The organism is Pseudomonas ekonensis (assembly GCF_019145435.1).
GTDB lineage: Bacteria > Pseudomonadota > Gammaproteobacteria > Pseudomonadales > Pseudomonadaceae > Aquipseudomonas > Aquipseudomonas ekonensis.
This window is the reverse complement of sequence record NZ_JAHSTS010000001.1, coordinates 729722-753276: the sequence shown is the minus strand read 5'-3', so window position 1 is coordinate 753276 and position 23555 is coordinate 729722. Positions and strand designations below refer to the sequence as shown.

The window sequence follows — 23555 nt, the reverse complement described above, 5'->3', positions numbered from 1 at the left end:
CTGCGCAGCCCGGCGGGAGCAAGCTCCCTCACCACAAGGGGGGCGCACCCGTGAAACCGTCGAAACGGCTGCTGGTCTGGCTGTCGGCCCTGCTGACCCTCGGCGTGCTGCTGGGCAGCCTGAGCGCATTGGACATCGACACGCCACCCACCCTGCAGGCGGTCAACTGGGGCATGCTCCTGGCATTGCTGGCCCTGGCGGTCCTGGATGCCGTGCGCCTCCAGCGCCTGCCCTTGCCCCGTGTCCACCGGCAAGTGCCGGGCAGCCTGGCGCTCGGCCGCTGGGGCGAAGTGCATCTGGAGGTCGGTCACGACTTTGCCGAACCGTTACGCCTCCGGCTGTTCGACCATGTGCCGGACGGCCTCGACTTCGAACACCTGCCGCTGACGGCCGAGCTACTGCCGGGCCAACGCAGCCGGGTCGGCTACCGCGTGCGGCCGCTCAAGCGCGGCCACTTCCGTTTCGAGCATTGCGAGCTCAACCTGCCGAGCCCCTTGGGCCTGTGGTCGGGCAAACGCCTGTTGCCCGTGCTTGACCACACCCGCGTCTACCCCGACTTCGCCCGGCTCTACGGCGGGCAACTGCTGGCGGTGGACAACTGGCTCAGCCAGCTCGGCGTACGCCAGCGGCAACGGCGCGGGCAAGGCCTGGAATTCCACCAGTTACGCGAGTTCCGCGAAGGCGACAGCCTGCGCCAGATCGACTGGAAAGCCACCGCCCGCCAGCGCACGCCGATCGCCCGCGAGTACCAGGACGAGCGCGACCAGCAGATCATCTTCATGCTCGACTGCGGACGGCGCATGCGCAGCCAGGATGATGAGCTGTCGCATTTCGACCATGCGTTGAATGCGTGTCTGCTGTTGAGCTATGTGGCGTTGCGCCAGGGAGATGCGGTGGGGTTGTGCACCTTTGCCGGAGAGCAGGAACGCTACCTCGCGCCGATCAAGGGCAGCGGGCAGCTCAATGTATTGCTCAACGCTGTCCATGACCTTGAAAGCAGCCGGCGCTCGGCCGATTACCAGAGCGCTGCCCAGCGCTTCCTGACACGGCAGAAGCGCCGGGCCCTGGTGGTGCTGGTGACCAACCTGCGCGATGAGGATGACGATGATCTGCACGTGGCGGTCAAACACCTGAGCCAACAGCATCAGGTGCTGGTGGCCAGTTTGCGCGAGGCGACGCTTGACCGGGTTCGCAGCTCACCGGTGCAGACGCTGGATGAAGCGTTGGCGTACTGCGGCGCGGTGGATTATCTCAACGCGCGGGCGGAGCTCCATGAGCGGTTGGGGGCTCATGGGGCTCCGGTGGTGGACGTTCGGCCCGAGGAGTTGGGTGCTGAGTTGGTTACACGCTATCTGGGGTGGAAGAAGGACGGAGGATGACATCAACGCCGACACGAGAGGAAATCGATGTTGATGCCTAAAATCCCACTTTTTCAAACGTTAGTTCCGTCGTATCGATTGGTTATCCATAACCCATCGAAGGACATATCCTCGCGGACAGAGACCTCACCTTTTGAGTCTGTATACACATACCTCGACCCGCCTCGGTTGAGATCCACCCGAACACCTTGCACGGGAACGTTCAAAAAACTTGAAGTTGCGCGAATATAGTGAAACCTAATCGGGAATGGCTCACCCGGGTGTGGCTCATGTTCTACCAACCAACGCTCAGCTGTCACTAAGTTGTGCCCCAATGACACTTCTATTTGCGCTGAAGCATTCTCAAAATCCACAATCTCCAGTCGCAACGAAAAATCACCATTGCGAGCAGTGTTGCGACAATCCAAAGACCACGACAACCCGCCAGAAGTCAGCTCGCGCTCTACATTCATTGGAGGTGCAACCACAATCCCCAGATTCTCAGCGGGCTCCCCTCCCCACACCCATTTCACTTTCCTGTTCCGCAATTGGCTACCTACCTTTGGCTTCACCGTAAAGGTGTGATTTGCACCATGGCAAGGATAGGCTGTTGCTCCCGACTCCAGGCTGATCGTAAAAGCATCAAAAGTGATATCCACATCCTGCGCAACATTCACAACTTCAACCGACACCGGCGGAGAGTGCGGCAACTCCGTCAACAGTGGCATCACGAACTCCAGTTCGCAGCTACCAGTCGATGCGCCTTCGGTTGAGATAATCCAGCTCAGCGAAGTCGTACCTTGCGCCATCATCACAAGTTTGCCTAAAGGCGGGTCGAAAGTCAGATCCTCTCTCTCAGAACCTTGTTTGTACTGAAGTGCAATTTGAGCGTCTTTGTCTCCGATCAACCAACTGTATCGATAGTCCAGAGTCAGTTCGCACTCTCCTCCCGCAAGTAAATTCAACTTCAGGTCTTCCCAATCAGTTGCCCTTCCGTCGACGTAAGGTCTGAACTCTTGCAACCAGGTATTGGCATTTGGCACCAACTCGAAAACCATTTGTTTCACCTCCCAGCCAGCTAACCCACCCGTGACAACAGCCTCCAGAAGCCCCCGTCGATTACCCGAAAGCCTGAACTGCACCCGGGCATTGCCTTGCGCATCCGTACTCGTCGGCGCAATCGTCCTGTCGGGGTAATCCCACTGCACCTCAACATTCGGCAAAGGCTCCCCCGTCAACGCCGAAACCACATGAACGACCGCCGAAACCAACTCGCCCAAGTGGCCGCTGGGTTTGGGGCTGGACAGCGACTCAATCTCGCGTGGTTGATCGATGACGTACGAAAGCGTTACCGATCTGGCATGTTCCCCATCGCCTACCGAAGCGGTCAGCTCCACCGCCCCCGGTGTTTGGGGAATGAAGCGAATGATCGCCTCGCCGTAGAAGTCGGTGACCGAGGTCACCGTGCCGAGCTCAGGGCTATGCCAGGTGATGGTGTGTCCCACCATCGGCCTGCGCGTGGTGCTCGCCACCAACGTTACCCGCGCTTCAAGCGTTTGCCCCCACTCCAGTACCTGCCGTGCCTGCTCAGGAACGATGATGTCAAAGACCCGCTCACCGATGCCCAACGACATCGCATTGGCCGGCGACAGGTTCGCCAACCGCTCGGCCCCGAGCCGCAAGGCAAAGCTGCCGTCCTTGATGTCGTCGCAGGCGAAGGAGTAGTGCAAGCCGATTTCGGAGAACCGACGCGGCACACCGAGCCCCACTCCATGAAAACGCACGCCCAGTTCCTCAGGCCCAGTGCCGGTCATTCCCAGTGTCAGGTGGCGATCCAGCAACGGACTGCCCTCTTCGGCCAGGATTTCCAGCCTGTGCTCACCCTTGCGTCGAGGAAAACGGGTTCGCTCGCCGAAAAGCCTGGTTTCCTGACCATCGAAACGCAGCAGGACACCGCGCCACGGATCCGTCGCCAACCCCTCGACGGTCATGGCCCGATGTTCCCGATAGCCGTCAAAACGGCTGAGCACGCGGGCTTCCACCACCTGCTCACCTGCCACCGTCGGCGTGAACCCGAACCCTGCCCAGCCGTCCTTGCCGCTGGCCATCTCCGTGGACTTGCCTTGAGCCACCCACTCGACGCTTGCCCCTTCGACCGGCAAGCCGGTGAAGGCCGACTCCAGACGCACCCACTGCCAGGCCGCGTCCTGACCGACGACCGGATCCACCGCCGTTTCGCGGTAGCGGTCGATGCGCAGTTTATTGTGATCCAGCTGCATGGCGCTGGCCGGCGCCGTGGCAGCCAGTTGCGGCAGGCTCAGCGTCAGGGAGAATTCGCCGCCCTTCTCGCTGGCGGTGAAATCCAGTGTCCAGATGACGCCGCCGTCACTGAACGATTGGGGTGTGGTCAGGGGCGGCTCGACCGTCGCGGACAATGCCTCCGGCGGCGTGCCTCGCCAATCCAGCATTACGTTCAGGCCGGTCAACGGCCCCAGCGGATTCGGCAGTATCCGAAACCGATGACGTGCGCCCAGGCAGGGATAAAAGGCGTCGCCCACCTGTGCCGACACCTGATCGAGCGACAGCGAAAGTTCGTCCGCCAGATCGGCTGACAGCAAACGTCCGAACAGCTCCCGAGGCGCTTGCAGCACGGGGCTGCTCAACGCCAGCGCAAAAAGACTGCTGACGCTGGTGCCGGCCTGGGAACTGAACGTCCATTCCAGGCCCTGCGCCACCAGCGTTCGGGGCGTGCCGATGTGGCTCACCGAAAGCCCTATGGCCGGTGCCGTACCCCGCCAGTTCAGCGTGACCGGCTGGTTGAGCAGTGAGCTGCCGCTCGCAGGCACGACTTTCAAGGTATGGGATACGCCCCGCCGGCACACGATGCCCAGCTCGACGAGATCCAACGGCAACCCGTCGAGGGTCATCGTGACCTGGTTTTTCCAGGGACTGGTGGCGAGCGCCTTGACGTCAAACGGACGCTCTTCGGATACCGCATCCTCGTGAGCCCTGACCTTGGCGGTCACCACATGATCGCCGGCGCGCGTCGGCCGGTACAGCACGCTGGCCCAGCCCCCCGCGCCCGAGCGGGTCGAGACCGAGCCCTCAGGGGTTGCCCAATCCACCATGGCGTTGCTGACCGGATCACCCTCCCCGCTGGCGACCACATGCACGACCTGCACCCGCAGCAGCACGCTTTCGTTTTCATCCACCACCGGATACTTGTTGGCTTCCTGCACCTCGCCGATGCGCACCAGGTTGCGTGCCAGCGACATGGGCTTGGAGGCGGAGGGCGACTTGAGTTTCGAGCATTGCAGATGCAGGCGAAACACACCGTCGAGACGATCCTCGCACGCAAAGTCCCAGTGCAGGTTCGCACTCTCGACCGCAACGAACCGTTGCAACTCGGGCTCGACCTGCACCCCCAACTGCTCGGCGGAATCACCCTGCCAGTGCATGGCGATTTCAGTCCCGAACAAAGGGCTGCCCGCCGGCACACGTACGCCCAGGCGGTACGTCGAACCGCGATTGGGGTAGCCGGTCCTTTCGTGCCACGGCGTCGGTGCGCCCTCGACCACCGCCATCACCTCTTTCAATGGGTCGGTGGCCAGCGCACGCACGGCTATCTCTTCAGTCGTCACGCCGCTTTCGTAGTACGGGCTCTCGACCGTGGCCTGCACCTGGAAATCCCCGGCGCTGACAGGCTGAAAGTCAAAATAGGCCCAGCCATTGTCATCCGTCACCACCGACGTGGTTTGCGCCTGGCCTTTCAGGCCCCACTTCACCGTTTGGCCGGCGATGGACTGGCCGGTGTAATACGACGCCACCTGCACGCCGACCTGCACGCTTTGCGCATACTCCAGCACCGGGTAGTACGCCGGTTGCTGCGTCTCCCTGAACACCAGACGGTGATGCCCCAGAGATACACGGACAGGATACGGATCCGCGTGAAACCGGTTGAGCAGATTCAGCGTGAAGAGGTACGGCCCGTCCTCACCGACGATCGGGCAATCGAGCGCCCAGGGCAGATCCAATGACTGATCCACGCCCCAGGCAGGCTCCGCAATCACGGCACCGAACGGGTTGTCGTCACTGACCAGGGATGCCCCGGTTCCCGACCATGGGTTGTCCGGCCTGGCGACAAAACGCAGACGGTGGGCGGACAGTGACGTCGCCCCCAGGCACAGATGGAGGGTCTTCGACGGATCCCATTGCGCCAACACCTGCTCATCGAACGCCAGCGCTTCCATGTCGGCAGGCACCAGGTGCAGATCGAGCCGGATCCGGGTGATGCAGATTTTGTCGACGTAGTTCCCTGGAGGGTTCTTCGGGCTGAAGACGCTCACCTTGATGCGATCGTGGCGCTTGAGCGGCAGTTGCAGTTCCACGTTGAACTCGGTGGGCAGGAACTCCAGCGGCAGTCCGTCGGCCAGGCGTTCGCGGTCTCGCTGCGGATCACGGCGCGAACCCGCAGGCAATTCGATTTCCGTGGCGACATCGGGCGAGCCGACGACCTCGATGCGCAGCCGGCCCGCCTCACCATGACGGGACTCGAACAGAAAGCTCAAAAAGTAGCGCGCATCGGCACTCAAGTCCCAAGGCACGCTGATCTCCTGGTGCAGCGAGGCTTCCTCGGCCGCCGCCAGGAACTTGGTCATTTCCCCTTGATAGAACTCAGTTTCGATAGCGAGCGCCAGCGGGTTGACCGGCCCTTTGACCCACTGCGTGAACGACTGGGTGAAGTCGCCATTGAGCACCATGCTCTGCATGGCCTGGATGATCGGATTACCCATGACGGTTCGCTCCCTTCAGATTGCCGCCTCTTGTGGCCTGCTCAGCTTCGGTGACCAGGTCCTGAACCTTTTGGGTGAATGTCGCTTCCCCGGCCCTCGCGGTGTAACGAATACGCACGATCACATCCGTCAAGGACGCCAGCACCGACGCTTGCGGCTCTTTCTGCGGCCACGGAAAGTTCAACGCCCAACGCGACACCGCGCCGGTGCATTCGAAGGGGTTGAGCAACCCTTCGTCCGGCTTGAGCGCCGCCATGCCGTTGTCGGCCAGGCCGACGGACAAGGCCACCTGCTGAGCGCTGCGCAGGTTGATCTGCACATCGCCGGGGGCCACACCGGACTGCGGTTGGTGCAGGTACTTCACCGACTGATAGGTCGCCTTCGTGGCGACCATGCTGCTGATCTGCAACAACGTGGCGCGGATGTCCTGGTAGGGGCCGGTCAGCACCGGCATGTCGACCTCCACCGAGCTGATCTGCCGGCAGTAGTGGCCAGGATGATCGCGGTCGAACAACAGCTGACCAAGACTGAATTCAAGTTTTCCCCGCTCCCGCAGTTGTCGCAGCGCCTCCTCCCAACTGGCGGCACCGGGCTGCGGGGCGACCTTGTCGTCGAACAGCTGGCGCAAGGAAACGGTCTTGACTACCTCCAGCCGCCGCTCATGGCGTTGCAGGTATTCGCGCTCCATGCGCAGCAGATGCCCGCGCAAGTGCTCGCCGGCAGTCAGCCCATGACGGTTGTCCAGCCATACCTGCGGCAAGGGGATGACCGAGTCGTAGTCGCCGGTCTCCGCCGCCATCGAGGCCTGGGCACTGAGGCAGAGGCTGACGACAGCATCGTATGCCTGGTAATGCAGGGCCTTGATCTGGCCAAGCAGCCAGCCGAACAGCTCGACGTTGCTGGCGCGTTTTTTCAGGAAGTTGTAGACCGTCAGCGCCTGGGCGTTGGACTTGAGGGTCTGCGCCAGTGTCGAGTTGGCGGCCTGCAAGGCGTGGGTCTGGGCGTTGATCTGCTCATCGAGCGCGCGCACTTCCCCCAACGCCTGATCCCGCTGCAGGCCCCAGTCTGCGCGACGGCGCCGGTAGCCTTCGGTGGTGGCTTGCTTGTCGGCATCGATCTGCATGGCCGACGCGGCGATACCCAAGCCGAACACCACGGCATCGACCGCCTTATCCAACCGATGCCCGCCGTTGGCGAGGCCGAAGACATTGGGCAACGACGCCAGCACCGCCCCGGCGGGCTTGAGGCTCGAAGACACCAGCCCCAGCACCTTGGAGGCCTGCAGGTTGGCCATGACGTCGTACTCGACCGCTGAAATGTTTTCATCATGGCGTTGTGCATAGGCATCGGCCCGCTCCTGCGCCACGGACCGGCTCTGCACCAGCGCCGCCAGCCCCGCCTGCAACTGGCTGATGCTCTGTTCCTGCACCGTCTGGGCATAACCACCCAACTCCACCAGATGGCTGTGCTGAAGCTCCTCCTGCTCGGCCCGATCCCTCTGCTCAAGCAGGCGCAGCACCTGATTGCCGTGCTCCTGGAGGGTCTGCACGGCGCGCAGCGCGGCTTCGTAGGTCACCCGCCAGCGGAATGCCCCGACCACCAGACGCCCGCCCATCGGCCGCGGCGAACCTGCACCACCACTGGCCAGGTCCCGCAGCAATTGATCGGGATCGGTGGGCGGACTGAACAAAGGAATCTGCAGCGGCTTGCCGTCGAGCGTGAGGTTGTTGCGCAGGTTGTGCAGACGCTGGCCGGGCAAGGCAAACAGGTCGAGCAATTGCAGGTTGATCGGGATCTGGAACGGCTCGTTGGCCAGCAGCCCCAATGCAGGTGCGGTGTCACTGGCCGCCGGAACGTCCGCCAGACTGTAGGCAAGCGCCTGCTCGAATTGCTCGAGGGCGGGTCGGGTTGCGCTCAGGTTCAGAAGGTTGCCGAGGGTGTCGGCCTGCCAGCGGTTCACCGTGCGCGCTGAAGGCGCCTGCCCCATCAGGAACTCGGCCTGCACGTAACACAGTTTGGCCGCCACCAGGCTGTCCCGGGTGAGTTGCCGGTAATACCAGTCGCCCCACTCCAGCAGGTTGCTGACGTACTCGGTGAACACCTTGATCTGGAAGTGCCGGGGCGCCGAATAGCCGATGGCGTCCGGGTCGGTCGGCGCCTGGGTTTCACAGCCCAGGTTGCCGGGGCCGTTCAGCGGACGGCAACGCCAGTACAGGGGTTTGGGATTGACAGGTGCCGGCGTTCCGGCATCGGCGGGGGCGTGCGGATCGAACAGGTAGTGCAGCCATTGCTGCGACTCGGTAAAACGATCCTCAGCACGCAAGCGTGAGGCCACCAGGTGCGGCAGATGGAAAAACAGTTCCCAGAAGAACAAGCCGTTGGCACCGTTGAAAGCCCCGTTCGGTTCGGAGATCGGGCCCGTGACAGGGGGCGGTTCGGCGATGAACTGGGTGTCCCAGTCGAGCACCGCATCGACGGAAACGAAAGAACGCTGCACCAGCTCCGGACCGAACAATGAATTGAGACGGGCGAACTTGAGGGTCAGGGTCGACTGGTTGAGGCTGAGGAACTGCGCCGCATCCAGACTGTTCTTGAGCAGCGAGGCCGGGTTGAAGTCGTTGACGTCCTTGATGGTCAGCTGAAACTTCTTGCTGCCATACCTAGCGTCCTTGGTGTCCTTGGTGTCCTTCGTATCCGCCGCCACCAAGGTAAAGGTGGTCGGATCGGCCCAAGCGCCTTTGGCCCTGCGGAAAACCTGCCACTCGGTGCTCCAGCCGCCGGCAACGTCTTCTTCGACCTCAAGCGGTTTTGGATCGTCACCCGTACTGTTGACCAATGCCAACGTCACTTTCGCGGTGCCGGCGTCCAGCCCTGTCGGCCGGCAAAGCCCTTGCACCACCAGTACATCGTCATTGCCTTCCCGGAACGCCACCGCCTGCACATCGAGAAAGGCCGCCATGCTGCCATCGACGTCCACACTGGTGACCACCTGCGGCTGATTGACCAGCGGATGCTGGACCGTCAGCGTGTCGGTAAACCGCCGCTCGGCCGCTTCCTTCAGCCAGCCGCCGTCATCTTCGGCCACGGGGCGGAACAGCACATCGCGCACGGCAATGGCCGACACGCCAGCCTGCCCCGCCTTGCCGTTGGTCAGCAGGATGCCCAGCTTGCCTTTGGGGTGGTGACGGTCAGCCCACACCGTGGCGATCAACCGGGTGCCCTGCGACTTGTCCTCGTCATGTTCGGAACTGTGCACGTTCAACGGCGCTGACCACTTGCCGTTCTGGGTCATGAACGCGACCTGGATGTCCAGCCGGTCCGGCAGAAACTCGTCCTCCTGATGACCGCTCACCCGGTCACGCCACTCGGCCCAGACCAGGCACAGGCGCCCGCTCCAGAACACCGGACGCATGTCCAGCACCCGCACGCCTGCCGGAATGTCCACCGGTTGCCACTCTGCCCATGCCGCCGGATTGATCGCCACGCACGTGGGCGAGAGTTCGACCTGCGCCCGCCGCCAGAAATACTGGAACGGCGCCACCCGCTGGCGACCGACGAAGTAGTAGTCGGCCCGGGCCGGCGACGCACCGTCCATGAAACCGCTGACGACATCCAGGTTGCAGGTCTGCTCGAAGGCCTGCAGATAGTTGCGCAGCGCGACCTGCACACTGTCGGTGCTCAAACGGGTTTGGTTCAGATCGTTTTCGAGGGTCTTGAACAGGCTGCTCTTGCGCAGGCGGACAAACGGATTGATGAAGTTCTCCGGATACAGCGCAATCATCTGCAACGCCGCCCAGTCCGGGTAATTGCCGTAAAGTTCCCACTGCGCCAAGTCGCGAGATTCAAACGAATGCTTGTCGAACCCAGGCTCAAGCTTGCGGTAGACCGCATGGATGTACTGTTGCGCGCAACTGGTCGCCTCCGCCACCCACGAACTCTGCACCGCGTAGCTGTCCAGCGGATCCATGCGCAGCAGTTCGAACAGGTCATTGGGCGTTCGCAAAAAGTTGTACTTGCTGCCGTCAGCCAAGTCAGCCTGACCGATGCAATATTCGACCAGCGCCGAACGGCGCTTTTCCAGCAACGCGTCGAGAGTGTTCGGTTCCACGATATTCTCCTGGGGCAGGTTCTGCCCGGCCCGGCTCAACCGTCCGCTTACAGCGGCTGCGCCGGGTCGGCAAAGGTGATGGGGTCAAATCCGGTTTGTGTCTCGCTGCTTTCGCTGAGCACGGAGAAAATGAATTCGCCGCCGGTTGCGCAGGAAACAAACGTTCGCGTGAGCCCGTCCTGATTGGTGAGTGCTTGCTGCGGCCGGATCACCACCCCGGACGGATCGGAACCACCGACAGGCTCTACCAGCCAACGCACCAGTCGGCCTTTGCCCAGGTTGCTGTACCGGTCCATCAGCACCGCATAGAGCTCGACTTCCTCCCCCGCGCCAACAGGGGCCAAGGGTACCGGCGACCTGAGCGAAGCCGGAAAGGTCAGCCTCTGAGCGTCGTGGGTGACCTCGATGGCCGGGGCCTGCTCCTCGGGCAACAGGTCGAGCCAGAACATCGGCGTGTCCGTGCCCATCACCGAACCCGGGATGAACTCTGCCTTTACCGTACCGTCGGTGAAGGTCGATCGGGTGGCGATGCTGCCCAAGCGCGCGCGCCAGTGGACGTTGACCCCGCTCAGCGGCTGGCCGGCCGCATTCTTGACCGTGACCGTGAAGATGATCTTGTCGCCCGGTTTATTCGCGATCACATCGTACTTGTCGGGTACGCAGGTCACCTGAACCAGACGCTTCAGATCCTCAACGCCAGGCACCACCGGAGCGCGGGTTTGCGACAGGCTCAACAACGCAAGCTCGGCGGCGCTTGCGTAAGCGCCCCTGTCGATCTGCTCCGGCAGTTTGCCGAGCAGGAAGACCGTCAGCGCGTCCATGCCGCTGCGCGAGGCGATCATGCGCACGCGCATCAACAGGTCGAGCTGAACCAGGCTTTTCAGAAGCTTCGGCGCACCGGTCGGCACCATGCGACTGATGCACTCAAGCACCTCTTGCACACTCCAGCCAAAGAACATCGCCAAGCGAATGGCCGCCGCCTGCTCCGCCAGGCGCATCGCATCGCCTGACACCTCAGGCATGGCGTTGACCTCACGCAGGTAGTCGAGCAACTGCTGCGGCGGCTGCTCGCTCAACTCGAACGCCCGGGCCAGCCGCTCCAGGTAATAGAAAGTACGCAACGAGAGGGCGAGCCGGTCATCCTGATCCAGCCAGGCCTTGTGGCCGTAATCCAGATAGTCCTGCAGCAGCCCGGCACTCAGGCCCAGCTTCGCGACAATGGCGCTGCGACGTTTCACGTCGGCCAGCAACGCCAGCAGTCGGTCCGGATCGCCGGCACCCTGTCGCCTGGCCTGATCGATCCGCCCGGACACGTGACTCAACAAGCTGTAGACCGAGGCGCCGGCCCATGCCAGCACCCGGATCGCCTGCTCCGCCTCGATGCCGGCGTACACCGCCAGGCACTCTTTCGCCACCGAGACCTGAGCTTCGCGGGCCTGCAGCAACACGCCCAGCATTTGTCCGACTATGGCCGCACGTGACGCGTCATCAATGTCGCCCAACCCCTCTTTGACCGCGCGATCCAACAATTCGCGCGCATGATCCGGGTACTCGGCCTCGGCTACCGTGGGTGGCAGCACCAACCCCTGAGGGTCGACCAACGCCGTCAGCAGATCCAGCCAACTGGCCGCCGGCAGCGGCGGCACGCCCGCCATCAGCAGCCCGGCGTGGCTGAACAATGCCGCCGGCAGCAGACTGCGAACCTTGCCGAACAACTGCTGCTCCGGCTCGCCTGCCGCACTGACCGGCAGCGGTGCCGAGACGGTCTGGATCATCCAGGCAATCGGCAGATCCCGGGCATGGCACCAATCCACACAGGAATAAAGGGCATGGATCAGATTCAGCGCATCCGGTGCATCGGTGGGTGTCGCGTGGATCTTCGGCGCCCCCGCCAGCCCCTCCAGCCATCGCTCCCCGCCCAACAGGCTCAGCATCAACACGCCTTCCGCCGGTGTGATGCCCAGCAACCGGGGCAGTTTCACCAGACGATAAAACGCTGAAATCACCGTCGCATTGCGCTTGAGCGTTGCCCCTGCGCCTTGGGCCCGGGCAATCGCCAAGGCGAGATAACGGTAGGTCTGCGGGTCGATCGCCAGGCCGCTGCAGATCTGATTGACCGTCAGGTCGGTATCACCTTCGCCCGGCAGCACCGCAAAGGGTTGGTCGTCCAGTTTCAAGGATTGCCGATACTGACCCTGGGCGTTGAACACCTGATCGAACTGCGAAAGGCTGTCGCCCCGGCCATAAATGCCCACTTCGTCGATGAACACTGCAAAGTCCTGGGCCGTGCAACCATGCTGCTCACGCAACACCTGAAACAGACCCAACGCGTGCACCACGTTGTCGCTGATCAGCCAGTCCCCGGCCTTTGCCCCGCCCCGGACCTCGGCCCGAATCGCCGCCACGAGCAAGGCGTCGACCTGTTCGGGAGGCAACTGCAGCCACGCGTCCAGGCGAATCTTGCGGTTCATCCGGTCGTAACGGACAAAATCGGCCAATGGATTGAGCGACAAACGGTGCAGAAACGCAGCGCCTTCCCCGCTGCCGGTGACGGTCACCGCAGGCGCGGTGCCTGCATTGAGGTAAACCGAACCGTGACGTTCGCTCTCAGGGAAGGCAGGAGCTGACGTCGTATAGGTCACATTGGCGGAGCGGACAGGCGCGAATTCGCGCACGGACAAAAGGGCCTCGATGGCGGGCGCATCGAGTTTGGTGCGCTGGGCGAAAAACGGCACTTGATAGAGGTTCTGGAACTCGATGCCGTCAGCGCCGAAATTGCGCAGGTAAAAGTCGTCCCGACCCGCACTCGTCACCAGTGGCTCAGTCAGCAGTTCGCGCTGATAGGGCCCCAGCCGCGACGCATGGGCCATGGCCCGTCCCCCGTCGACATTCCAGGCGGCGCTATGGAGGAAGTACGGGAAGGCCATGTCGGTCTCGTGGGCGAACTCACCGACCGACTGCCCGTAATGCCGGGCTACGGTGTCGCAGGTGGCCCAATGCTGGAAGTACGGCAATCCGTTCGGGTAGCGGGCCTCGATCAATGCCTCTGTCAGCTCGTCCTCCGGTTCGTTGATGAAGCCTTCCAGCACCGCAATGATGACATCGACCGACGACACCGCCTGGTGCACGGCATTGAAGTCCACCGACAGTGCCTTCAGATCCTTGCGCCGCTCGTGCAGGAGGTACTTTTCATCCGCTACGCTATAGGGTTCGATGCGGTCACGGATCCAGCGCAGCAGTTCGACCAGGTACGCCACCGGCGAAGCGCAGGACTCCAGCGCATTCGGTGGACACAATTGATCGAACGGCGTGGCGAACAGCCGTTCGTAGGTGGGGCCGGCAACCATCGACAGCAAACCGCTCGACGGGCCCTGCACCTGCGGATCGCCGCTCAGCCGTTGCTCGATGAACCGTCGACGGACGTAGGTCGCCAGGCTGTTGGCCCGCCGCAGAAACAGCCGGGCCTGTTCATCGTCCAGGGCGAATTGACGGGTCAGCCCTTGCACGCCCTTTTCCACCAGCGTGAAAATCGAACCGCCCTGCTCCAGGTACGTTTCGAGCGAAGCCGGGGGCTGTTCAGTGAACACCTGACGCAATAGCTGCAAGGCGGGACGTTCGCTGGAGTCAGACATGATCACTTTCCTTGGGTCGAAACGATCCGGACAGCCTGGCGAATGGGCCGGGCCATGAGTGTTCTGATAAAAATTTGGCGCCTGAGGCGGTGATGCGTCTACTGTCATAACTGACAGTAGACGCTACCGCTCATCGGTTACCAGTCACTCGGGCGGCACCTCGAAGCGCTGACTGTCTGCCCAGTCGGACACCGTCGTGCCTTCGCTGATGTCCTGCACGAACCGGCACCAATGGCCGCCCGGTGGCAGCGCCTGTTGCGCCGTGCCTTGCCAGCCGGCGGCCGTCACAGGAATGGCGGGCGTCCAGCGCAGATCGGGGTTGTACCAACTCAATACGCGCCCGTTGCCTGGCTTTCCCTGCCCCGAGAAAAGCACCGGGGAAGTGACCCAGCGCCCCGCGCCCGGCTGCTCGAACACGGGCATGAACGTGCCCAGGCGAACCGTCCGCGTCGCCGAATCCTGCGAGTCGAAGCCCTCTGATGACGCCACCGCCAGCACACCATGACGGCCACCGGGCACGTCGAAATCCAGGGTCACCGACCAGGTGCGATCCTCAAGCACCGGGGTGCGGGCCTGCACCGAATGCTGGCCGGTGCCCAGCCTGACCGTCACGGTGTCACCCGGCGTGGCGAACCCGGACACCGTCACGTGCCGACCGACGTGCTCATCCTCCGCCGGGGTTTCGACATAGGGCGCAGGCGGCACCACGCTGTAAGTGCGTCGGGCGCTGTATTGCGAGGTTTGTCCGTCGAAGGTCTGCCGGACCGTCAAGACTTTGTTGCCGACCGGCAACGTCACCTCGCCCTGCCAGCGACCGTCGCCGCCCACCTCAAGATCGCTGAGCAGCACCGTATCCGGATCCCGCAGCATGACTTCGACCAGGCCGCCCTTCATGCCGGTACCCGACAGCGTCGAGGTGCGCGACAGTTTCTGGCCCTCTGCCGGAACCTCGATCACGGGCGACAACAGCACCACATCGAAACTGACCTGGTCACTGCGCTCCGACGGTCGGTTGTTGCGCACTTGTTGCGCATCGATGGCATTGGGGCCGAATGCCAGCGTTCGAAGGTCGACCTCCCATTCGCCATCGCGGCTCAAGGTGACGGGAGCGCCCAGGGGCCGGTCGAATTTCGCATCGCGCAACTGCAGCGTGGCGCCGGCCATGCCGTTTTGCCCGCGGACGGTCAGGTCACGGCCCACCTCGGCGTTGTTGGCCGGATAGGTGATGATCGGTTTGGGGACAGGCTTAACGACCGAGAAGGTCTGACTGGCTTCCGGGGAAGTCTGATTGGCCGCAGTCTGGGTGACCGTGACGGTGTGGGTGACTTCGGGCGCGAAGTCGGTGGGGCGACGGAAGGACCACGTGCCTCCCGCACCGATCACATTATGGACGGTGACTCTGTCGCTGAACGTGATGTTGACCCACGCGCCCGGCCAGCAGGTGCCGCTCAATTGCGGAGACAGGCCGTCCTCGACCGGTGGGTTGATCGTTGGAGCCAAGGGCGCGATGGTGACGTTGACGGTGATCCAGTTCGGTGACTCCTGACCGTTCAGGAACTGTTTGATGTGAACGGGGCGCAGCCATGTCGGCCCCCATACCTGAGAAGCCCTGCTCGACCATTGACCACCGACGACCGGGGCTTCAGGAGCCGGCTGGGTGGCTCCGCCCTCGTCATAGAGCCTCACTCTCGCACCGGTGAAGCCCTTGCCCGAGAAGGTCGGCTGATAATCCCTCGTGAACGTCACCTCGTACGGATCGGGGAACACATGACTGACAGTGAAGGCGTACGGCAGGGATTCGATCCAGCCGCCGGCGTTGTCCGGGACTTTCTGGATCGCCCTGAGTTGGTAGGTGCCGAAAGGCCAGTTGGAAGCGGTGGTTTCCCAGCGTCCCGAGGTGACCGTCGCATTGGGCGGAGCCATGCCACCGGGCCCGCTCACCACCGAGATCTGCACCGTGGCACCTGTGTGGCCGGCGCCTGTGAACTTCACGCTGGTGCCGGAGGGGGTGGCGGTGACGGCGGTCAGGGCTGGGGGGCGGATCTTGAAGGCGCGGGGGATGCTTCTGACAGAAGGTCGGTTGTTGACAATTTGCTGAACAACCAGTGAGCGTTGCCCTGGCTCTAGATTGACCTGTACGTTCCAATTATTCCCTGCGGCAGAGGCTTCTCCGACTTTGGTTTCCGTCAAATCCAAAAACGCCCTCAAAGTGGCACCGGATTCGGTTCCTGTTCCGGAAAGTGTGAAAGATCGATCCTGTATCGAGTTTGCTCCCGGAGCAGTGATAGTGGGTGTATTGGGTGTCAGATCTACGGTGACGGCTATTGGCTCCGACCAACCAACCGATTCCGACCCGACCTTTGCCTGTGCATGGAAAACGAACCTTCCCTCTGGTAAGTCTTGAGTAAGTCTTACTTTCCAAGTGCGATTGGCCACAGTTGTACTGCCGTAAGATCCGCCTGCCCCCCCCTGTCGAAACACTGTAACTGTTGTACCGTTGGAGCCCGTCCCTGAGACTTCTGGTCGTTTCTCACGCACGACATCGTTAGCTTTCGGCGAGGTAATTTCTGGAGGGCCCTCGACGATGAAATTATAGGTAACTGGCTCCATCCCTCCGAGCGGGATGTAATACTGCACGTAAACTGTAAGGGGTCCGGCAGGAAGATCATCGACAGGTTGATGGTTCCATGAGTTTGACCCAGTTTGCGTCGCCGACCTGAAGTCGGAGGTGTTATATGCAAGAATGGTGCTCGTGCGTGAATCTGTATCTCTGGTTCCCCTAAAGGTCGTTTTACGATCAATTAACGTACCTGGCACAGGGAAGGTCAGCGCGGGCTTGGTCGCAACGTAAAACGCCCGTGTAGGAGACCACTCAGAGGGTTTTCCACTTATGTGATACCTGGCTTTGAATCGCGCGTTGCCATTAGCGAGATTCACATCCCTGAAAAAACTTCCATTGTCAAACGTCGTACCCGTATAAGTCTGCCCGCTTACTTCATTAACCAGTTCATATTTATGGGTTCCAAATGGAATTCCAGTAAAGTGAAATGCCACCGGTGACACCACCAGTGTGTCTTGGCCTGGCCTAGTGCAGAGAGGAGGTCTTTCAGCGTCGGCCCCTGGGTCAGTCTCCGTCCCTTTGAAATCCTCATTTGTAGCTATTGGTTCGCCACTATTATCAGACATGACGTCAGTTCCTCTATCTGCGCGAATGAGCAGCAGGCTGCTATAAGCCAGATATAGCCAATCGCCCATTCGATTGACACCTGTAAAGTCTGACAGTCCCGACCAACGGGTTGACTAGAGGCCGAGTGTTCTGACATCACCGCAGCGCGCATGAAGATAGTGAACCGCCCTCCAAAAAAACTACCTGCGCAAACACGCTCAGACGTATCCAGGCAATCATGTAGACGGGGTTCGATATGACTGCTCAGTGAGTCGAAACGATGGTGATCAAGCTCACTCCCGCGTTCATCCACATTTCGGTTTGAGAAATATGACTGAATCGGAAAATGAGCCCGCTCACTACACTTTGGGACGGGGGAATATCACACCGAAGCCGGCAACGGCTGAAAACTGAAGTACTGCTGCAAGGCCTCGACCAGTTGCCCGTATTCCGGCGGCGGCCGGTGCAGGCTGAAGCCGGCGTCGTAATGCCGGGGGGTGGCGTCTTCATGGCACCACAGGCAGCACGCGGTGAGGTCGATCACCTGCTGGCAACCGTCGCTCCCGGGAATCTTGAGACGCAGGCCGAATTCCGCGCCGATCATCATCGGCAACTGGCTGATGAGCATCAGCCCGTCTTCGGAGACGTTACCGAGAAAGCCGATGGGCCGGTCGGTGACGCTGTTGAACACCCGCAAGAAATACGGCAATTGGTGCCGTTCGATCCGACGTTCGGTAAACATGAGCGTATCGCCACGCAAGGCCCTGTGCCCGGGCCGCACTGTGCTTCGGAACGGGTCACTGCCCAAGGCCCGCTCTCCCCGCTTCCGGTGTGACGGTCGCTGCATCGCCGTCACCTGACTACGGCCAGTCGCAGGTGTTGCTCCGGCCGGGCCCGTGGCCGGACCGGAATGATTCGACTATAGCTCAGGTTGTACACGCCGACAGCTTTTGTATGACAACCGCCATCAGAAGCGGGTCGGAACCACCGGCGCGGCGGCGCTGCGGGTCGGGTAATGGCCCAGGCTCTGCAGGGTCTCCAGGCGCGCGCGGGCGCGGTAGGCGTATTCGCTGTCGGGGTACGAGGCGATGATGAACTGGTAGGTCTGGGCCGCGTCGATGAACATCTTCTGCCGTTCCAGGCACTGGCCGCGCATCATCGACACTTCCGGCCACACGTAAGGCCGGGCCCGGCTGGCGCGTTCGACCTTGGACAGCTCGAGCATCACCTGCTCGCAGTTGCCCCGGTCGTAGGCGCTGTAGGCGTTGTTCAGGTGGTGGTTCATCGACCAACGGGTGCAGCCCGTCACGGCGAGGACGCTGAGGGCAAGGGCGGCAATGGGCAACAATCGCATGGGGGTTCTCCTGTCTTGAGCTCTGTATCGACCCGGGGCGGGAAATCTTCAGAACCGTTTGTGCCGATTGTCGCGTTCAAAAAAGAAAACGTTAAGTAGTGCAAACGAACAATGACTACACCCCAAGAGCATAGTAGCCTTCGCTGGCGCTTGAACCTGAGGAGTCTTTGCATGTCCGTCCGTCGTACCAAAATCGTCGCTACCCTTGGCCCGGCCAGTCACTCGCCGGAAGTTCTCGAACAGCTGATTCTGGCTGGCCTGGACGTCGCCCGCCTGAACTTCTCCCACGGCACCCCGGACGAGCACAAGGCTCGCGCCAGGCTGGTGCGCGAGCTGGCCGCCAAGCACGGCCGCTTCGTGGCGCTGCTGGGTGACCTGCAAGGCCCGAAGATCCGTATCGCCAAATTCGCCAACAAGCGCATCGAGCTGAAGATCGGTGACACCTTCACCTTCTCCACCAGCCATCCGCTGACCGAAGGCAACCAGCAGGTGGTCGGCATCGACTACCCGGACCTGGTCAAGGACTGCGGCGTGGGCGACGAGCTGCTGCTCGACGACGGCCGCGTGGTGATGCGCGTCGAAACCGCCACCGCCACCGAGCTGCACTGCGTGGTGACCATCGGCGGCCCGCTGTCCGACCACAAAGGCATCAACCGTCGCGGCGGCGGCCTGACCGCGCCGGCCCTGACCGATAAAGACAAGGCCGACATCAAGCTCGCCGCCGAAATGGAAGTCGACTACCTCGCCGTGTCCTTCCCGCGCGACGCCGCCGACATGGAATACGCCCGTCAACTGCGCGACGAGGCCGGCGGCACCGCCTGGCTGGTGGCCAAGATCGAACGCGCCGAAGCCGTGGCCGACGACGAAACCCTCGACGGCCTGATCAAGGCTTCCGACGCGGTGATGGTCGCCCGTGGCGACCTGGGCGTGGAGATCGGCGACGCCGAGCTGGTGGGCATCCAGAAGAAGATCATTCTGCACGCGCGCCGCCACAACAAGGCCGTGATCGTCGCGACCCAGATGATGGAGTCGATGATCCAGAACCCGATGCCGACCCGCGCCGAAGTGTCCGACGTGGCCAACGCCGTGCTCGACTACACCGACGCCGTGATGCTCTCGGCCGAATCCGCCGCCGGCCAGTACCCGCTGGAAGCCGTGCAGGCGATGGCGCGCATCTGCGTCGGTGCCGAAAAGCACCCGACCAGCAAGACCTCCAGCCACCGCATCGGCAAGGAATTCGAGCGCTGCGACGAAAGCATCGCGCTGGCGACCATGTACACCGCCAACCACTTCCCGGGCGTGAAGGCGATCATCGCGCTGACCGAAAGCGGCTACACCCCGCTGATCATGTCGCGCATCCGCTCGTCGGTGCCGATCTACGCGTTCACCCCGCACCGTGAAGCCCAGGCCCGCGCGGCGATGTTCCGTGGCGTGTACACCATCCCGTTCGACCCGGCGTCCCTGCCGCCGAGCGAAGTCAGCCAGAAAGCCATCGACGAGCTGACCAAGCGCGGCGTGGTGGAGAAAGGCGACTGGGTCATCCTGACCAAGGGCGACAGCTACCACACCACCGGCGGCACCAACGGCATGAAGATCCTGCACGTGGGCGACCCGCAGGTCTGAGTGACCGTTCGCTGAAACGCAAAAGCCCCGGCATTCAAGTGCCGGGGCTTTTTGTTTTCTGAACCTTAAGAGTTTCAGTCTGGCGGGGCCTCATCGCTGGCAAGTCGCGTCGTCGCACCGCAGCTCCCACAGTATTTTGTGGCGACGCTGCATTTTTGTGGACACCCTCGAACCTTGTGGGAGCTGGCTTGCCAGCGATGAGTCCGGAACAGCCAACGAACAGCTCAGTGCCGCTTGATGAACCCGGTCAACGCCGCCAACGCCTCCGGCGAGCGCAGCCGTTGGGTGAACAGCGCGCCCTCTTCCTCGATCACCTGGCGGATCCGTTCGCGGTCCGGCGCCTTCATCAACTGCTTGCTGATGCGCACCGCTTGCGCCGGCATCTCGTCGAACCGCAACGCCATCTCCCGTGCCTTGGCCAACGCCGCTTCGCCGCTGCCCAACGCCTCGCAGGCGATGCCCCACTGTGCCGCCTGCTCACCGGTGAAGCCTTCGCCGAGCAGCAACAGTTCGGCCGCTTTGGCGTGCCCGAGCAGGCGCGGCAGGATCAGGCTGGAGCCGAACTCGGGGCACAGGCCGAGGTTGACGAACGGCATGCGCAGCTTCGCATCGCGGCTGACGTAGACCAGATCGCAATGCAGCAGCAGCGTGGTGCCGATGCCCACCGCCGGCCCGGCCACCGCAGCGACCACCGGCTTGCGGCACTCCAGCAGGCTGAGCATGAAGTGGAACACCGGGCTGTCGAGGTCGTTCGGCGGCTGCTGGATGAAGTCGGCGATGTCGTTGCCCGCCGTGAAGCAATCGGCGCTGCCGGCGATCAGCACGGCGTTGATTTCAGGGTCGGCGTCCGCCTCCTTCAGCGCTTCGGCCAGGCGGCTGTACATGGCCCGGGTCAGGGCGTTCTTCTTGTCGGGGCGGTTGAGGCGCAGGGTGAGCAAACCACGCTCGCGTTGCAGCAGGATGGCTTCGGTCATGGCGACTCCCGGTCGGTGAGGATCCTTGTGGCTCGCGCTCAGGCGTGGCCGAGGAAGACGTCGGCCAGCAGTTGGTTGCGCGGCAATCCGGCCAGGAACAGACGCTTGGAAAACGCATCGACACTGGCGCTCGAACCGCAGACTAAGGCCAGGGTTTGCCGGGAAACAAGCCGCAGTTGCGCCAAAGCGGCGGGCGCCTCGGTCGTCGTCCACAGCTCGACGGACAGGTTGTCCCGCTGCGCGGCCAGGGCCTGCAAGGGTTTGGCGAGGTAGTGCTGGGCGGCGTCATGGGCCAGGTGAATGACGCGGATGGCGCCCTGGTGATCCTGGCGCAGCGCCTCGCGCAGGATGCCGAACAACGGCGCAAGGCCAGTGCCGGCGGCCAGCAGCCACAACGGGCGCGCCTGCCAGTCCGGGTCATAGTGCAGCGCGCCGCCGCGCAGTTCGCCCAGGCGCAGCGGATCGCCGATGCGCAGACGGCGGGCCGCGTCGCTGAACGCGCCCGGCAGGCGGCAATCGAGGTGGAACTCCAGAAAGCGGTCCTCCTGGGGCAGGCTCGCCAGCGAATACGGCCGCGCCACAGAGCCGGCCCACAGCACCAGATGCTGCCCGGCGCGGTAGCGCAGCGGCTGTTGCGGAACCAGGCGCAAGCGCAGGACGCTGTCGCTGAGCCAGTCCAGCGCTTCGACGACCGCCGGGCGACCGTCCGTCAGCGGATCGAACGCGTGCACCTGCAAGTCCTCGATCACCTGGCATTGGCAGGCCAGGCGCCAGCCCTCGCGGCGCTGGTCGGCGCTCAAGGCGTCCGGGCGGCTGTCGGCGGGCAGGCCCTGCACGCATTGCACCAGGCAGGCATGGCAACTGCCGGCGCGGCAGCTGTAAGGCACCGCCACGCCGTTGCCGTTCAAGGCGTCGAGCAGGTTGCTGCCCGGCGCCACCGACCAACTGCGCTCTCCCACCCGCAATTCAGGCATCGACGTTCTCCCATGCCGCCGCGCAGCGGTTGCGCCCATCGCGCTTGGCCCGGTACAGCGCCTGGTCGGCGCGCTGCAAGGCGTCGTCCAGGTCGTCGCCCAGCTCAAGCAACGTCATGCCCGCCGACAGGCTGAGGCTTTTCACGCTCAGGCCCACCAGCTCGACGTCCATGAAGGCCAGGCGCAGCCGCTCGCAGCAGGCGGTCAGGCGTTCGGCGTTGCAGTCGGGCAACAGCACCACGAACTCTTCGCCGCCGTAGCGGGCCAGCACGTCACCGTCGCGCAGGCAGGCGCCGGCCACCCCGGCGAACGCTTGCAGCACCTGGTCGCCGGCGGCGTGGCCGTGCAGGTCGTTGATGCGCTTGAAGTGGTCGAGGTCGATCAGCGCCAGGCCATGCACCACCCCGGCCTCCATCGCGTTCAGCTCGCGGGAGGCCAGGCGCAGGAAGTGCCGGCGGTTGAACAGCCCGGTCAGTTCGTCGGTGGCCACCAGATCCTCGAGCTGGCGCATCATCCCGCGCAGGGTGTCCTGGTGCGCCTGTAAGGCGAACCGCCGCTGGCGCATGCGCTGGCGGGAGGTCTGGACGAACCGGGCGTAGATCACCAGCCACACCAGCACCATCAGCAGGACGCACACCTGCAGGGCCGCCAGCGCCGGGTCCGGCAGGCGGAAGTGATAGCCGTCCCACAGGGTGATGGCGCTGAAGCTGAAGAAGACGAACGCCGTGCAGCGAATGAAGGCCCGGCGCGACAGGTGGAACAGGCCGAACAGCAGGATCAGCACATAGAACACCAGGAACGAACCGCGGGCCTGGTTCAGGTGGGCGATCAGCCATGTCTGCCAGCCGAGGCCGACCAGCACCTGCGCTTCGGTCAGGCTGGGGTCGGGAAAGCGCAGGTTGCAGCCGGAAAAGAACACGGCGAACAGGCTCGCCTGGCTGATCACCACCAGGGCGCTGCCGACGGCGACGCCGGTCAGGGAGTCGTCGTAGAGACCGCTGAAATACGCCAGCCACAGCAGCAGCAAAGCCAATCCATAGGTGGCTGCGGCGAGGGCGAAGCGTTTGAGCAAAAGACGTTGAATGGCGTTATGGGTCAATCGTTGACTCACCGTGCGATGGAAGGCTGACCGAGTGTCCTACTCTACAGACCGGCTGCCACTTTAGTGGCGCGGCCGATAAATGACCATTGATTTTCGGGCCGGATAATTGGCGTCAAAAGCGTGTCCCGCCCCCCTGCTCCATGGCGAGCAAGCTCGCTCCCGCCCGGCTGCGCGGCAAGACGCGAAACCTGACATTCACTCACTGACCGGCACGACGGCCCGGCACCCGCCCGTGCCACGGCATGCGACCAACGAATGACTGCCGGCGCGTGTCAGCACCCGGGAGGCGCGGTATACTGCCGCGCCTTTTTAGCGTCGCGCCAGCAGCCCAGGTGTGATGGAGGGGCAGCTGCAAGCTTTTAGCGGCAAGCGGCAAGTCAAAGCGGTCCGCGCACTGTCTGGACTTGCCGCTTGCCGTTTACGGCTTGCAGCTGCCCGACAAAATGTTCCCGACTTTTAGAGGAGCGCGAC

General features: G+C 63.0%; 11 protein-coding genes. 2 read left to right on the top strand and 9 right to left on the bottom strand.

The annotated features are described in order from the left end of the window. The first annotated feature begins 50 nt into the window (after nt 1–50). Entirely contained in the window at nt 51–1379 is a 1329-nt protein-coding gene (locus KVG96_RS03415; RefSeq protein ID WP_217890821.1) for a DUF58 domain-containing protein, read from the top strand. 53 nt (nt 1380–1432) lie between these two features. Here KVG96_RS03415 and KVG96_RS03410 read toward each other — a convergent pair whose 3' ends face one another. The 6 genes from KVG96_RS03410 to KVG96_RS03385 form a co-directional block, all read right to left on the bottom strand. Next, nucleotides 1433–6151: a hypothetical protein gene (locus KVG96_RS03410; RefSeq protein ID WP_217890820.1), complete on the bottom strand. Its 4719-nt coding sequence runs from the start codon at nt 6149–6151 to the stop codon at nt 1433–1435. Next, a complete protein-coding gene (locus KVG96_RS03405; RefSeq protein ID WP_217890819.1) occupies nt 6144–10259 on the bottom strand; it encodes a Tc toxin subunit A-related protein in 4116 nt (1371 codons plus the stop codon). The genes KVG96_RS03410 and KVG96_RS03405 overlap by 8 nt, the downstream gene beginning before the upstream one ends. A 47-nt stretch (nt 10260–10306) precedes the next feature. After that, nucleotides 10307–13891 carry a Tc toxin subunit A gene (locus KVG96_RS03400; protein ID WP_217890818.1) on the bottom strand — a complete coding sequence of 1195 codons (3585 nt, stop codon included), beginning with the start codon at nt 13889–13891 and terminating at the stop codon, nt 10307–10309. Nucleotides 13892–14035: 144 nt separating this feature from the next. Continuing rightward, complete coding sequence (locus tag KVG96_RS03395) at nt 14036–16087, bottom strand: hypothetical protein (protein WP_225927206.1); 2052 nt, start codon at nt 16085–16087, stop codon at nt 14036–14038. A 1352-nt stretch (nt 16088–17439) separates the two neighbouring features. Then, nucleotides 17440–17799 (bottom strand): PilZ domain-containing protein, encoded by a 360-nt coding sequence (locus KVG96_RS03390; protein WP_217890816.1) that lies wholly within the window; start codon nt 17797–17799, stop codon nt 17440–17442. A gap of 225 nt (nt 17800–18024) precedes the next feature. Further along, the gene (locus KVG96_RS03385; RefSeq protein ID WP_217890815.1) at nt 18025–18411 is read right to left on the bottom strand and encodes a tetratricopeptide repeat protein; all 387 of its coding nucleotides are present in this window, start codon (nt 18409–18411) and stop codon (nt 18025–18027) included. 171 nt (nt 18412–18582) lie between these two features. Between KVG96_RS03385 and pyk the strand changes: the two genes are divergently transcribed. Further along, nucleotides 18583–20034, top strand: a complete 1452-nt coding sequence (pyk, locus tag KVG96_RS03380) for a pyruvate kinase (protein ID WP_217890814.1) — start codon at nt 18583–18585, stop codon at nt 20032–20034. 224 nt (nt 20035–20258) lie between these two features. Here pyk and KVG96_RS03375 read toward each other — a convergent pair whose 3' ends face one another. From KVG96_RS03375 to KVG96_RS03365, 3 genes are read right to left on the bottom strand one after another with little or no spacing between them, the layout of a single operon-like run. Beyond that, nucleotides 20259–21008: an enoyl-CoA hydratase-related protein gene (locus tag KVG96_RS03375; protein WP_217890813.1), complete on the bottom strand. Its 750-nt coding sequence runs from the start codon at nt 21006–21008 to the stop codon at nt 20259–20261. Nucleotides 21009–21046: 38 nt separating this feature from the next. Beyond that, nucleotides 21047–21982 carry an iron-sulfur-binding ferredoxin reductase gene (locus KVG96_RS03370; RefSeq protein ID WP_217890812.1) on the bottom strand — a complete coding sequence of 312 codons (936 nt, stop codon included), beginning with the start codon at nt 21980–21982 and terminating at the stop codon, nt 21047–21049. Continuing rightward, entirely contained in the window at nt 21975–23081 is a 1107-nt protein-coding gene (locus KVG96_RS03365) for a GGDEF domain-containing protein (RefSeq protein WP_217890811.1), read from the bottom strand. Before KVG96_RS03365 ends, KVG96_RS03370 begins: the two co-directional genes overlap by 8 nt. Nucleotides 23082–23555 lie beyond the last annotated feature (474 nt).